Source organism: Roseomonas sp. AR75, from assembly GCF_005222815.1.
Classification (GTDB): domain Bacteria; phylum Pseudomonadota; class Alphaproteobacteria; order Acetobacterales; family Acetobacteraceae; genus Falsiroseomonas.
Genome location: NZ_STGB01000006.1, coordinates 556,318 through 568,883, shown reverse-complemented (window position 1 = coordinate 568,883; position 12,566 = coordinate 556,318). Strand labels below are relative to the sequence as shown.

The 12,566-nt window shown below is 71.8% G+C and carries 14 protein-coding genes; 6 read left to right on the top strand and 8 right to left on the bottom strand.

Translation table 11 applies throughout. From position 1 onward, the window contains the following. Nucleotides 1-3 precede the first annotated feature (3 nt). Nucleotides 4-552, bottom strand: coding sequence for a DUF29 domain-containing protein (locus E4T13_RS27280; protein WP_240791322.1), 549 nt, complete (start codon nucleotides 550-552; stop codon nucleotides 4-6). Between E4T13_RS27280 and E4T13_RS27275 the strand changes: the two genes are divergently transcribed. Continuing rightward, nucleotides 551-1,873: a dihydroorotase gene (locus E4T13_RS27275; RefSeq protein ID WP_240791321.1), complete on the top strand. Its 1,323-nt coding sequence runs from the start codon at nucleotides 551-553 to the stop codon at nucleotides 1,871-1,873. The two genes, E4T13_RS27280 and E4T13_RS27275, sit on opposite strands and share 2 nt — an antisense overlap. Nucleotides 1,874-1,906: 33 nt before the next feature. Here the strand turns inward: E4T13_RS27275 and E4T13_RS27270 are convergent, their stop codons facing one another. Continuing rightward, a complete protein-coding gene (locus E4T13_RS27270) occupies nucleotides 1,907-2,302 on the bottom strand; it encodes a hypothetical protein (RefSeq protein WP_137181489.1) in 396 nt (131 codons plus the stop codon). A gap of 92 nt (nucleotides 2,303-2,394) precedes the next feature. Here E4T13_RS27270 and E4T13_RS27265 point away from each other — a divergent pair, with 92 nt between their 5' ends. The 3 genes from E4T13_RS27265 (at nucleotide 2,395) to der (ending at nucleotide 5,772) form a co-directional block, all read left to right on the top strand. Continuing rightward, nucleotides 2,395-3,045, top strand: coding sequence for a tetratricopeptide repeat protein (locus E4T13_RS27265; RefSeq protein ID WP_137181488.1), 651 nt, complete (start codon nucleotides 2,395-2,397; stop codon nucleotides 3,043-3,045). Further along, the gene (locus tag E4T13_RS27260) at nucleotides 3,042-4,367 is read left to right on the top strand and encodes a PQQ-binding-like beta-propeller repeat protein (protein WP_137181487.1); all 1,326 of its coding nucleotides are present in this window, start codon (nucleotides 3,042-3,044) and stop codon (nucleotides 4,365-4,367) included. Before E4T13_RS27265 ends, E4T13_RS27260 begins: the two co-directional genes overlap by 4 nt. A 67-nt stretch (nucleotides 4,368-4,434) precedes the next feature. Continuing rightward, nucleotides 4,435-5,772 (top strand): ribosome biogenesis GTPase Der, encoded by a 1,338-nt coding sequence (gene der, locus E4T13_RS27255; protein ID WP_137181486.1) that lies wholly within the window; start codon nucleotides 4,435-4,437, stop codon nucleotides 5,770-5,772. Here der and E4T13_RS30105 read toward each other — a convergent pair. Together E4T13_RS30105 and E4T13_RS30100 are read right to left on the bottom strand one after the other, a co-directional pair. Continuing rightward, the gene (locus E4T13_RS30105; protein WP_170985284.1) at nucleotides 5,751-6,167 is read right to left on the bottom strand and encodes an NUDIX hydrolase; all 417 of its coding nucleotides are present in this window, start codon (nucleotides 6,165-6,167) and stop codon (nucleotides 5,751-5,753) included. The genes der and E4T13_RS30105 overlap by 22 nt on opposite strands. A gap of 26 nt (nucleotides 6,168-6,193) precedes the next feature. Then, a complete protein-coding gene (locus E4T13_RS30100) occupies nucleotides 6,194-6,439 on the bottom strand; it encodes a hypothetical protein (protein WP_170985283.1) in 246 nt (81 codons plus the stop codon). 133 nt (nucleotides 6,440-6,572) lie between these two features. On the opposite strand from E4T13_RS30100, the gene E4T13_RS27245 reads away from it, so the two are divergent. Next, a complete protein-coding gene (locus E4T13_RS27245) occupies nucleotides 6,573-7,478 on the top strand; it encodes an FkbM family methyltransferase (RefSeq protein WP_170985282.1) in 906 nt (301 codons plus the stop codon). Nucleotides 7,479-7,576: 98 nt separating this feature from the next. On the opposite strand, the gene E4T13_RS27240 is transcribed toward E4T13_RS27245, so the two are convergent. Genes E4T13_RS27240 through E4T13_RS27230 form a run of 3 tightly spaced genes read right to left on the bottom strand, consistent with a single transcriptional unit; the run spans nucleotide 7,577 to nucleotide 10,335 of the window. After that, nucleotides 7,577-8,296: an SDR family NAD(P)-dependent oxidoreductase gene (locus tag E4T13_RS27240; protein WP_137181484.1), complete on the bottom strand. Its 720-nt coding sequence runs from the start codon at nucleotides 8,294-8,296 to the stop codon at nucleotides 7,577-7,579. Continuing rightward, a complete protein-coding gene (gene purF / locus E4T13_RS27235; RefSeq protein ID WP_137181483.1) occupies nucleotides 8,293-9,768 on the bottom strand; it encodes an amidophosphoribosyltransferase in 1,476 nt (491 codons plus the stop codon). Before purF ends, E4T13_RS27240 begins: the two co-directional genes overlap by 4 nt. Before the next feature lie 9 nt (nucleotides 9,769-9,777). Next, nucleotides 9,778-10,335 carry a CvpA family protein gene (locus E4T13_RS27230; protein ID WP_137181482.1) on the bottom strand — a complete coding sequence of 186 codons (558 nt, stop codon included), beginning with the start codon at nucleotides 10,333-10,335 and terminating at the stop codon, nucleotides 9,778-9,780. 113 nt (nucleotides 10,336-10,448) lie between these two features. Here E4T13_RS27230 and E4T13_RS27225 point away from each other — a divergent pair, with 113 nt between their 5' ends. Beyond that, on the top strand, nucleotides 10,449-11,009 hold the full coding sequence (locus E4T13_RS27225) for a hypothetical protein (protein ID WP_137181481.1): 561 nt from the start codon (nucleotides 10,449-10,451) through the stop codon (nucleotides 11,007-11,009). Nucleotides 11,010-11,028: 19 nt separating this feature from the next. Here the strand turns inward: E4T13_RS27225 and radA are convergent, their stop codons facing one another. Continuing rightward, nucleotides 11,029-12,456 (bottom strand): DNA repair protein RadA, encoded by a 1,428-nt coding sequence (gene radA, locus E4T13_RS27220; protein ID WP_170985281.1) that lies wholly within the window; start codon nucleotides 12,454-12,456, stop codon nucleotides 11,029-11,031. Nucleotides 12,457-12,566: the final 110 nt, after the last annotated feature.

Sequence of the window (12,566 nt, the reverse complement as noted above, 5' to 3'; positions counted from 1 at the left end):
GCGTCAGGTGCGCGGGGCGGGATACCAGTCTTCGCTCAGCACTTCGCGATCGGGGTCGTAGCGCGGGACGCCGGACGTCACATCGTCCGGCAGCGGCAGGGAAGCCGGCGCATCCTCCTGCAGGTCCTGCTGCAGGTCGCGCAGCGCACGCGCCCACCCTTCGCGCACGAACTGCTCGCGGCGGGCGTAGAGCGACGGGCTATCCCGGAACAGCACCTCAAGCTGACGGCGAAACTCACGAACGTCGCGCCGCCAGCCGCGCTGCGCCTGCTGGTCGGGATGGAATTCCAGCTTCAGCAGGTGCAGCAGGGCGTTGCGGATCAGGGATTCGACCGCCCTCCGGTCCGACTTGCCCATGTCCTCCACTTCCTCGGCCAGGTGCTCGACATCCAGCCCGTTCGGCCGCTGGGAGGGCGCCAGCTCGCGCAGCCGCGCAGCCTGGTCCTGGGTCCAGGCGTACCAGTCCTTGTCGTAGAGGGTGGCGCTGTCCGGCATGGCGCCTTGGAGTATAGGAAGCCCGACCGGCCCGTCCCAGAGGAACCTTCCGCCCATGGCCCAGAGCTTCGATCTCGTCCTGCGCGGCGGCACGCTGGTGCTGCCCTGGGGCATGGAGAAGGCGGATGTCGGCGTGCGCAACGGGCACATCGCCGCGATCGGCGACCTGCGCATGGCCCATGCGGCGGAGGAGGTGGACTGCACCGGCCTGCATGTCCTGCCCGGCCTGATCGACAGCCATGTGCATCTGCGCGAGCCCGGCGACCCCGCCGTGGAGACCATCGAGACCGGGACGAAGGCCGCGCTCCTCGGCGGGCTCTCGGCGGTGTTCGACATGCCGAACACCAGCCCCTCCATCACCGACACCGCCCGCCTCGACTGGAAGCGCGCGCATGTGAAGGGCCGCGCCTGGTGCGACATCGGCTTCTATGTCGGCGCGACCAAGACCAACATCGCCGGCCTCGCGGAGCTGGAACTGCAGCCGAATGTCTGCGGCATCAAGGTTTTCGCAGGCTCCTCCACCGGCGACCTGATGGTGGAGGATGACGAGAACCTGGAACGCGTGATGCGCGCCGGCCGCCGCCGCATCAGCTACCACTCCGAGGACGAGTACCGCCTGCAGGCGCGCAAGCCGAACTACACCACCGGCATGCCCTATCGCATGCATGCCGAATGGCGCGACGTGGAGACCGCCTTCCTCGGCACGCGGCGGCTGATGGCGCTGGCGCGCAAGACCGGGCGGCCGGCGCATATCCTGCACGTCTCGACCGCGGAGGAACTGGAATACCTGAAAGATTACCGGGATCTCTGCACGGTCGAGGTCCTGCTGAACCACCTGACGCAGACCGACGAGGCGTATGACAGGCTCGGCGGCTATGCGGTGATGAACCCGCCCATCCGCGACCAGCGCCACCTGAATGCCGCCTGGGCCGCCGTGGCCGACGGCACGGTGGACACCGTCGGCAGCGACCACGCGCCGCATTCACGCGAATCGAAGGAAAAGCCCTGGCCGACCGGCGGTTCGGGCCTCACCGGCGTCCAGACCATCGTGCCGCTGATGCTGGACCATGTCAGCGCCGGACGGCTCTCGCTCTCGCGCCTGGCGGACCTGATGTGCGCGGGGCCGGCGCGGGTCTATGGCGTGGTCGGCAAGGGGCGGCTCGCCGCGGGCTATGACGGCGACTTCACCGTGGTGGACATGAAGCGGAGCCGCACCATCGAGGAGAGCTGGATCGTCTCCCCCTGCGGCTGGACCCCCTTCGCCGGGCAACGCTGCACGGGCTGGCCGGTGATGACCGTGATCCGCGGCCGCGTCGCCATGCGGGAGGACGAGGTGCTCGGCACCGCTCAGGGCGTTCCGGTGCAATTCCGGGGATGAGGCGCGCCTCGACGCCGAAGGGCGCGCCGGGAGTCAGCGGCTGATCGGGCCGTTCAGCATCGTATCCAGGCTCCAGCGCGGCCCCGGCGCCGGAGGCTCCGGCAGCCGCGGCGGATCGGCGATGCCGCGCAGAGGCGCACCGGGCGGCGGCATGGTCCAGCAATCCGCCCGGCCCAGGGAGGGCGTGCAGAAGGGCGCAGGCGGCGGAGGGCCCGGCAGCTCCATGCAATAGGGCAGCCGCCGCTCGTAATTCACCACGGAGCAGTCGCGCCCCGTCGCAAGGCTCGCCAGCACGTCGGTCGGGGTGCGGCCGATCAGGATAATGGAGGTGCCGGTCACCACGGCGGCCGGGCCTATGGCCGCGTCAATCCAGCACCCTCCCAGCGGCAGGGCGAGCAGGGGCAGCCAGAGGGGTTGCGGCAGGCGCATGGGGACAGCCTCGCCCCGCCGGGCTTAACGCCCCGTGACCGCGCCTGTATGGTCCGCGCCCCGGCCCGGCCGGACAGGCGGAAGGACAGCACGTGCCCGACATCTTCGACGAGGTCGAGGAGGATCTGCGCGCCGAGCGGGCGCGGAAACTGGCCCAGCGCTGGGGCGGGGTCGCGCTCGGCGTTGTGCTTGCGGCGCTGGCCGCGACCGGTGCCTGGCAGGGCTGGCGCTGGTACGAGGCGCGGCAGGCCGCGGCGGCGGCCGAGACCTATCTGAGCCTGCACCGGGCAAGCGAACGCGAGGGCGCGGACCTCGCCGCGGCCGGCAACGGCTTCGCCGCCCTGGCCCGCGAATCGCCCAGCGGCTACCAGACCCTGGCGCGGTTGCGCGCCGCGGCGCTGAAGGCCGAGACCGGCGACCTGCCAGGCGCCATCGCGCTGTGGGACCAGGTGGCCGCCGATACCGGCGCCGATCCGCTGTACCGTGACCTGGCGACGCTGCTGGCGGTGAGCCACGGCATCGACTCTGCCGACCCCGCACTGCTGGCCGCGCGCATCGCGCCGTTGACGGGTGCCGGCAATCCCTGGCGCTCCTCGGCGCTGGAGGCGCAGGCGCTGATCGCCGTCCGCCGCGGCCAGACGGCCGAGGCGAAGCGCATCCTGGACGGGCTGGTGGCCGACCAGTCCGCCCCGGCCGGCGTGCGCGAAAGGGCGCAGCGCGTCGCCGCGGGGCTTCGCACATGAGCGGGCGCGTGCTTCGCCGCCATGCCCTGCTCGGCGCCGCCGCGCTGCTCGGCGGATGCAGCAGCCTCGACAACATCATGGGCGAGCGCAAGGTCCGCCTGCCCGGCGACCGCCGCAGCGTCCTGCGGCCTGAGCCGCCTCTCAGCGCCGATGCCGCGGAAGCCGGCCGTGTCAGCCTGCCCGCAGCCGAGCCGGTCGCCGCCTGGCCGATGACGGGCGGCCCGCCGAGCCATGCACCCGGCAATGTCGCGGTCGGCGAGAGCCTGGCCATCGCCTGGCGCAGTTCCATCGGCTCGGGCTCGAGCTATCGGCAGCGCATCGTCACGGGCCCGGTCATCGCCGAAGGCGTGGTCTATGCCGTGGACGCCTGGGGCATGGTGTCCGCCACCAACCTCTCGGATGGCCGCCAGCGCTGGCGGATCGACAGCACGCCGGAAGACGAGAGTGCCTCGCCCCTCGGCGGCGGCGCGGCGGTGGCGGACGGGGTGGTCTATGTCGCCACCGGCGCGGGCGAGGTCATGGCGCTCGACCCCGCCAGCGGCTCGGTCCGCTGGCGCGAACGCCTGCCGAGCGCGGCGCGCGGCGCACCCACGGTGGTGGGCGGGCGCATCTTCGTGCCGACCATCGAGAACCAGCTCACAGCCCATTCCGTCGAGGATGGCCGGCGGCTCTGGCTGCATCGCGCGCAGGTCCTGCCGACGGTCCCGCTCGGCCTGCCGGCGCCCGCGGTGGAGGGCGAGGCCGTGGTCGCCGGCTTCGGCTCCGGCGAGCTGCTGGCGCTGCGCGCCTCGGACGGCCGGCTGCTCTGGGCGGAGAGTCTGGGCGCGGTCGGGCGGTCCAGCCTGGCCGATATCGTCGGCATCACCGGCCTGCCCACAATCGCGGGCGGCCGGGTGATCGCGGTCGGCCAGGGCAACCTGACCATCGCGGTGGACCTGCGCAGCGGCCGGCGCCTGTGGGAACGCCCGTTCGGCGGCGGCGCCGGCGTGGCGACCGCGGGCGACTGGGCCTTCGCCGTGACCAGCGGCGGCGACGCGCTGGCGATCGGGCGCGAGGACGGCGCGGTGAGCTGGGTCACCACCCTGGACCCGGAGCCGCCCGGCGGTCGGCGCGGCGATCCGGCGCGCTTCGGCCATCCGCTGGTCGCGGGCGGACGCGTGCTGATCCCCTCCACCAAGGGCGAATTGCTGCAACTCGATCCCGTCGGGGGCGAGATCATCGGCCGCGTGCCTCTGGGGTCCTCCGCCTCCCTGCCGATGGCGGTTTCGGATGGCACGCTCGTGCTGCTCGCCGATGACGGGACGCTCATTGCGCTGCGCTGAGTAACCAGGATCCAGGCCGGCCCGGGCCGGCGCAACGGCGCCCGGCCTGTGCTACAGGGGTGCGATCATGCACCGCATCGCCATCCTCGGCCGCCCGAATGTCGGCAAGTCCACGCTGTTCAACCGGCTGGTGGGCCGCAAGCTCGCCATCGTGGACGACACGCCCGGCGTCACCCGCGACCGCAAGGAAGCCGAGGCCATTATCGGCGGTCTCGACGTGCTGCTGGCCGATACCGCCGGGCTGGAGGAAGCCGCGCCCGACACCATCCCCGGACGCATGCGCGCGAGTTCCGAAGCCGCGCTGAAGGCCGCGGACCTCGCCATCTTCGTGATCGACGCCCGCGCCGGCATCACCCCCGCCGACCGCGCCTTCGGCAACTGGCTGCGCCGCTCCGGCCTGCCGGTGGTGCTGGTGGCGAACAAGTCCGAGGGACGGCTCGGCACGCAGATGGCGATGGAAGCCTATGAGCTCGGCCTCGGCGATCCGCTGCCGGTCAGCGCGGAGCATGGCGACGGCATCGGCGGCCTGCATGACGAGATCCGCGACCGGCTGACCGAAGGCGGCCGCGCGCCGCGGGGAGACGCGGAGCGGCCGCTGCGCATCGCCATCGTCGGCCGCCCGAACGCCGGGAAATCCACGCTGGTGAACACGCTGCTCGGCGAGGAGCGGATGATCACCGGTCCCGAGCCGGGCCTGACCCGCGATGCCGTTGCGCTGCAATTCCGCGACGCCGAGGGGCCGGTGCGCATCGTGGACACCGCAGGGATGCGCAAGAAGGCGCGCATCTCCCACCGGCTGGAACAGATGTCCGTCTCCGCCACCCTCGCCGCGCTGAAGGAGGCGGAGGTGGTGGTGCTGGTGCTGGACGCGCTGCTGGGCATGGACGAGCAGGACCTGCGGATCGCCCGGCTGGCCGAGCGCGAAGGCCGCGCCGTGGTGGTCGCGCTGAACAAGTGGGACGCGGTGGAGGACCGGGCGAAGACCCGCAAGGCGCTGGAGGACGTGCTGACGGCGAGCCTGGCGCAGTCCAAGGGCGTAGCGGTGGTGCCGATCTCGGCGGCAACCGGGCGCGGCGTGGAGAAGCTGATGCCGACGGTGCGAGACGTCTACGCGCTGTGGAACCGGCGCGTGCCGACGGGCGAGCTGAACCGCTGGTTCGAAGCCATGAAGGAGCGCCACCAGCCGCCGCTGGTCGAGGGCAAGCGCATCAAGCTGCGCTACGTGACCATGCCGAAGGCGCGGCCGCCGACGCTTGCCGTGTTCGGCACCCGCGCGGAGCAGTTGCCCGAGGACTACCGGCGCTACGTGGTGAACAGCTTCCGCGAAGCCTTCGGCATGCCCGGCGTGCCGATCCGGCTGAACCTGCGCGGCACGGACAACCCCTATGCCGAGGAGGAGGGCTGACGCGCGCTGGCGGCAATCCCGGTCAGCACGCGCGCCATGTTGCGCCCGACGCGGCCGAGCGCCTCGTCCCAGCCGGGCGTGGCGAAGGCATCGAATTCCGGCAGCCAGCGTCCGTCGCGGGCGCGGAACATCGAGCGGCATGAGAGGCTTTCCAGCGCCGGCATCGCCGCGACGCGCCACAGGAACAGCGCAAGGTCCTTGCCGGGCCGATAGCGATGCAGGCCGAGCGGATGCAGCGCCGCGGCCGGGGCATCGAGCCCGGTCTCCTCGGCGAGTTCGCGCGACGCCGCGCGGTCGAAGGCTTCGCCAGGCTCGGCCAGCCCTTTCGGAATGTCCCAGAGCGCCAGGCCGGTGAAGCGCCCCAGCAGAAGATGCGTGCCGTCGGTGACCAGCACGCCGCAACTTGTCGCGTGCTGGCGCCTCACTCGCCGCGGAGGTGAACAGCGGCCCGTACGACGCCGACGATGCTCTCGATCGCGGCACCGGGAACGCTCAGCACGACAAGTCCGGCCAGGATCGCGAAGCGCAGGTCGCCGCCCTGGTCCAGCACCACAAGCGGCGTCGCCAGCGCGGAGGCCAGCAGCAGCGCAAAGGGCGCCTCGGCCTGCCACCAGGGCACGGGCTCCCGCATGCTCATCCTCCCTTGCGTCATGTTCTGCTTCGGCATGGCGTGCCTCCTGCGGCCACAACGCGCCGCAGCGGTGGAAGCTTCCCATTGGCGGCCAGCGGGACGCAAGCGTTTCGGCCCGCGGCGTTGCGGCCGCGCAAGCGCGGCTCTAGCTTCCCCCCGGATGAGCGGCTTGATCGACAGGCTCGGGCGCCGCGGCGCCAACCTTGGTGCGCAGCCGGAACGCGGCACGCTGCTGACGCTGGAGGACCTGCGCGCCGCGCCGCCGCGCCAGGCACTGCAGGCAGCGGTGCGCGCCCGCTGCCAGACCGTCACGCTCGACCAGCACACCGTGCTGTGCCGCGTGCTCGGGAAGTACAAGTTCCTGGTGGACAGCCGCGACATGGGCCTCGCGCCGCATCTGATGCTCGATGGCTACTGGGAGATGTGGTGCACGGAGTTCATGCTGCGCCGTATCCGCCCCGGCCATGTCGCCTGGGATGTCGGCGCCAATCTCGGCTACTACGCGGTGCTGATGGCGGATCTCGTCGGCGCGCAGGGCAAGGTTCTGGCGCTGGAGCCGAACCCGCGCCTGGCCCTGTTGTGCGAGCGGACGCTGGCGCTGAACGGCTATTGGCACAATGCCGCGGTGCAACGGCTGGCGGCATCCGATCGCGTGGCCACGCTGCGCTTCCGCGCCGCGCTGTCCGATCCGAAGAACGGTCGCCTGCTGCCGGACGGCACGCCGCGCGTCGCGCCGGAGGAGGAGGAGGACACGCTCGAGGTCGCGGTACGCGCGATGCCGCTGGATGACCTCGCGGACGGCCCAGTGGATTTCATCAAGATCGACGTGGAAGGCGCGGAGGAGCAGGTCTGGGCGGGCATGCAGCGCGTGCTGGACCGCAGCCCCGACATCACCGTGCTGATGGAGTTCAACGCGCTGCGCTGCACGGCGCCGGAGGAGACGCTGCGCGCCATCGGCGACCGCTACGCGCTGCGCGAACTGGGCTTCGACGCCGCGCTGCACCGCGTGACGATCCCGGAGATCCTCGGGCGGCAGGAGGACACGCTGCTGGTGCTGACGCGCGGGGATGCGTGACGGGCGGGCGCACCCGCTCGAGTGCCCTCCCGTTTCTCGCCGCCCCCCTCACCCAACCCTCTCCCCCCTGAGTGGGGAGAGGGCTTGAGGCAAGCGGTTCAGGCTTCGATGGCGACCCGCGCGCCGTGGCGCGTTTCCTCGGGCGTGCACAGTGCCGCGAGGCCAGGCGCGACATCCTGCGGCGTGCGCAGCTTCGCCTTGTCCTGGCCCGGGAAGGCATGGGCACGCAGATAGGTGCCGACCTCGCCGGGATCGGCGATGTTCACGCGCAAAGGCGTCTTCGACACCTCCGCCGCCCAGGTCAGCGCCAGATGCTCCATCCCCGCCTTCGCCGCGCCGTACATGCCCCAATAGGCAGTATGCGCATCCAGCGCGAAGCTGGTCAGGAACACCGCGCGTCCGGCATCGGAGGCGCGCAGCGGCGGGTCGCAGGTGCGGATCAGGCGCCAGGCGGCGGTCATGTTGACCGCCACCACCTCGTTCCAATCGCGCGGCTCGATATGCGCCACCGGCGTCAGCTTGTTCAGCACGCCCGCCGCATGCACGAGGATGTCGAGACGGCCGAAGCGCTCGACGATGGAAGGGCCGAGCATGTCGAGCTCCTTCTCCTGCCGCTGCAGGTCCATCGGCAGCAGCGTGGCGCCGCGGCCGGTGGCGCCGCGGATCGCGTCGTCCACCTCCTCCAGCCCGCCCTGGGTGCGCGCCAGCAGCACGCATTGCGCGCCCATCGTCGCGAGTTGCAGCGCCAGCGCCGCGCCGATGCCGCGCGAGGCGCCGGTGACCAGCGCGACGCGATCCGCGAGCGGCAGCGTGCTCATGAATTCGCCGCCGCAAGCAGCGAGACGGGGCGCTGCGCGTTGTCCTGCAGGTCTGCCAGCGGGATCGCGTAATCGCCGGTGAAGCAGGCGTCGCAGAAGGCCGGCGAGGCGGCATCGCGCCCGTTCCGCCCGAGCGCGCGATAGAGCCCATCCAGCGAGATGAAGGCCAGGCTGTCCGCGCCGATGATGCGCGCCATCTCCGCCACGTCGTGCTTCGCCGCCAGCAGCTTGCTGCGTTCCGGCGTGTCGATCCCGTAGAAGCAGGAATGTGTGGTGGGCGGCGAGGAGATGCGCATATGCACCTCGGTCGCTCCGGCGGCGCGCACCATTTCCACGATCTTTCGGCTGGTGGTGCCGCGCACGATGGAATCGTCCACCAGCACCACGCGCTTGCCCTCGATGATTGCGCGATTCGCGCTGTGCTTCAGCTTCACGCCGAGATGGCGGATCTGGTCGGTCGGCTCGATGAAGGTGCGGCCGACATAGTGGTTGCGGATGATGCCGAGCTCGAAGGGCAGCTTCGCCTCCGCCGCGTAGCCCATTGCCGCGGGCACGCCGGAATCGGGCACCGGCACGATCACGTCCGCCGGCACCGCGCTCTCCCGCGCGAGTTCCGCGCCGATGCGCTTGCGCGTGTCGTAGACGGGGGTGCCTTCAACGATGGAATCCGGCCGCGCGAAATAGATGTATTCGAAGATGCAGAAGCGGCTGGGCTGCTTGGCGAAGGGGCGGAGGGAGGTCAGCCCCTCGTCGTTGATCACGACGATTTCGCCCGGTTCCACGTCGCGGACGAATTCGGCGCCGACGATATCCAACGCGCAGGTCTCGGACGCCAGCACATGGGCGCCGCCCGCCGGCAGTCGCCCGATAACCAGCGGCCGCACGCCGAGCGGATCGCGCGCGCCGATCAGCGCGCCGTTGTGCAGCGCGACCAGGCTGTACGCGCCCTGCACCTGCTTCAGCGCATCGATCAGCCGGTCGGTGACCGTCGAGTAGAGGCTGATGGCGATGAGATGGACGAAGACCTCGGAGTCGGTCGTGGACTGGAACAGGCAGCCGCGCCGCACCAAAGCGCGCTTCAGCGTGTGGGCGTTGGTGAGGTTGCCGTTGTGCGCCACGGCGAAGCCACCGAACTCGAAATCGGCGTAGAGCGGCTGGACGTTGCGCAGCGCCGTCTCGCCGGTCGTCGCGTAGCGGTTGTGGCCGACCGCCGCGCGGCCCGGCAGGCCGGCGATCACCGCCGCATCGCCGAAATTGTCGCCCACAAGGCCGCGGCCCTTGTGGGCGTGGAAGACGCCGCTGTCCTCCATCGAGACGATACCCGCGGCTTCCTGCCCGCGATGCTGCAGGGCGTGCAGGCCGAGCGCGGTCAGCGCCGCGGCATCGGCGCTGCCCCAGATGCCGACGACGCCGCATTCCTCATGCGGCTTGTCGTCATCCTCCCAGGGGGAGGTGGTGGCCATCTCGTCCATCGCGGTCCTTCAGGTCCGGCTGCGCGCCGCCGGCCTCAAAATCTGCTCGAGTCCCGGCTGCTGCGCGCCCTGCTGCGGCAGCAGCGGGCGGAAATCCGGCGGCAATTTGTCCACGACCCAGCGCGCGCCATCGGCGGCGAGCGGCAGGCTGCGGGCCTGGCGCACCGCCTCCGGCCAGCGCTCCATCGCCGGCACCGCCAGCCCTGCCACGATATAGGCAAGCACCACCACGAAGGCACCCCTGGCGAGGCCGAAGACGAAGCCCAGCGCGCGGTCCACGCCACCCAGGGCCGACCGCTGCACATGGCCGGCGAGCCAATGGATCAGGATCTTGAGCACGATCAGCACGACCAGGAACACGGCGCCCACCGCGACGCCGGAGGCGAGCCAGTCCGGCTGGACATAGTCCAGCACCAGGGGCGTGACGGAAGGCTGCGCGATCAGGCCGGCGATGGCCGCGCCGATCCAGGCGCCGACGCCCAGCACCTCGCGGACCATCCCGCGAAAATAGGCCAGCCCTGCCGAGAGCAGCAGCACCGCCAGGACCACGCCATCAACCCAGGTCATCGCGCGGGCGGTATAGCGGGCGGGTCGAGGGGTGTCATCTTGCCACCGGCCGGCGATCCGGGGCGGCCCGCCTGCGTTGCCCCTGCATGGTTCCGCAGAAGGAGGATCGCCCCATGCCGCAGCTCATCGTCGTCGGCCTGTTCGACAGCCGCGCGGAGGCGGAGGAGGCCGCCAGCCACCTGCGCAAGGCCGGTGTCGGCCCCTCCGGCGTCGCCGTGCATGCAACCCAGCCCGCCCCCAGCACCGAGGCGCCTGCCCCGCCGCTGCGCCTCTCCGCCCTGCCGGAGGAGGACCGCGCCTTCTACCGCGAGGGTCTGCGGCGCGGCGCCGTGCCCGTCGCGGTGCTGGCCGAGGAGCGTTCCGCGGGCCGCATGATCGCCATCTTCGCCGCCTGCGGCGCCGCCGACCTCGATGCGCGGGAGGCCGCGTGGCGCGCGGAAGGCTGGACCGGCACCGGCAGCGACACCGGCTACACGGACCATGACGAGGATATCGGCTTCGCGACCTATGGCGGCGACGTGGTGATCCGGCGCATCCCGCGCCAGCATCACGACGACATGCCCGCGGGCCTGCTCGGCCGGCTGGAGATGGCGGCGATGCAGGACCTGCCCGAGGACAGCGCCCGCCGCGCCCGCTGCTACACGGTGCTCGGGGAGGAAAGCGGCAGCCTCTGACGCTGCCCGGGCACGGCCGTCACGCCCGGACCTGAGCGGGCTCGGACGCGTCCTTCTTGCGCCTGACCGTGCTGGCCGCGAATTCCGCGACGAGGTCGGCGAGGTGGCCGGCTTCCTTCAACTTCAGGCCGGGCACGGCGGGCAGCGGCGCGCTGCCGCGTGCGATGCGGCGGGGCAGGGTCGCGGCCTCGAAGCCGAGCTTCTTGGCCTCGCGCAGGCGCGCCTCCGCCTGCGCCACCTGGCGCACCTCGCCGGAGAGGCCGACCTCGCCGAAATAGACCATGCCGGGATCGGTCGGGCGGTCGGTCGCCGCGCTCATCAGCGCCGCGGCGACCGCGAGGTCGGCGGCAGGCTCGCTGATGCGCAAGCCGCCCGCGACGTTGAGATAGACGTCGTTCATGCCGAGCCCCATGGCGCAGCGCGCCTCCAGCACGGCCAGCAGCATGGAAAGCCGCCCGGAGTCCCAGCCCACAACCTGCCGCCGCGGCTGCCCGCCGGCGCTCGGCGAGAGCAGGCACTGCACCTCCACCAGCACCGGGCGCGTGCCCTCGATGCCGGCGAAGACCGCGCTGCCCGAGACATTGCCGCGGCGTTCGGCCAGGAACAGGGCGGAGGGGTTGGCGACCTCGACCAGCCCCTGCTCGGTCATCTCGAAGACGCCGATCTCGTCGGTGGCGCCGAAGCGGTTCTTCACGGCGCGCAGGATGCGGAACTGGTGGCCACGATCGCCTTCGAAATGCAGCGTCGCGTCCACCATGTGCTCCAGCACGCGCGGGCCGGCGAGCGTGCCTTCCTTGGTGACGTGACCCACCAGCACCAGCGCGAAACCACGGGTCTTGGCCAGCCGGATCAGTTCGGCCGCGCAGGCGCGCACCTGGCTGACCGTGCCGGGGGCGGAATCCAGCGCATCGAGCCAGACGGTCTGGATCGAATCCATGATGACCACCGCCGCCTCGGACTCCGATTCCAGCCCGGCGGCGATGTCGCGCAGGCTGGTCGCGGCCGCGAGGCCGAGCGGCGCCTTGGCGAGCCCCAGCCGCGCCGCGCGCAGCCGCACCTGCTCCACCGCCTCCTCGCCCGACACATAGAGGGCGCGGCGGCCGGCGGCGGCAATGCGCGCGGCGGCCTGCAGCATGATGGTGGACTTGCCGATGCCGGGATCGCCGCCGACCAGCACGGCGGAGCCAGGCACGAAGCCGCCGCCGAGCACGCGGTCCAGCTCCGCGATCCCGGTCAGCATGCGGGCAGGCGGCGCGGATTTTCCTTCCAGCCCGACGAATTCCAGCCGGCGCCCACCGGCCGCCTTGGCCGCAGGACCGGGGCCGCGCGCCTCGGCCACTTCCTCGACCAGCGTGTTCCACTCGCCGCAGGCGTCGCAACGCCCCTGCCATTTCGGCGCGACGGCGCCGCAGGCCTGGCAGACGAAGCGGGTGCGATCCTTGGCCAAGAGCGGGTCCTTCGGCACGAAACGGGAACGCTCAAGACATAGTGCAGCAGCACCGCCGGCAGAAGCGCCCATTGCAACACGCGGTACGCCTTTTCCGTCCTCCGCGACAT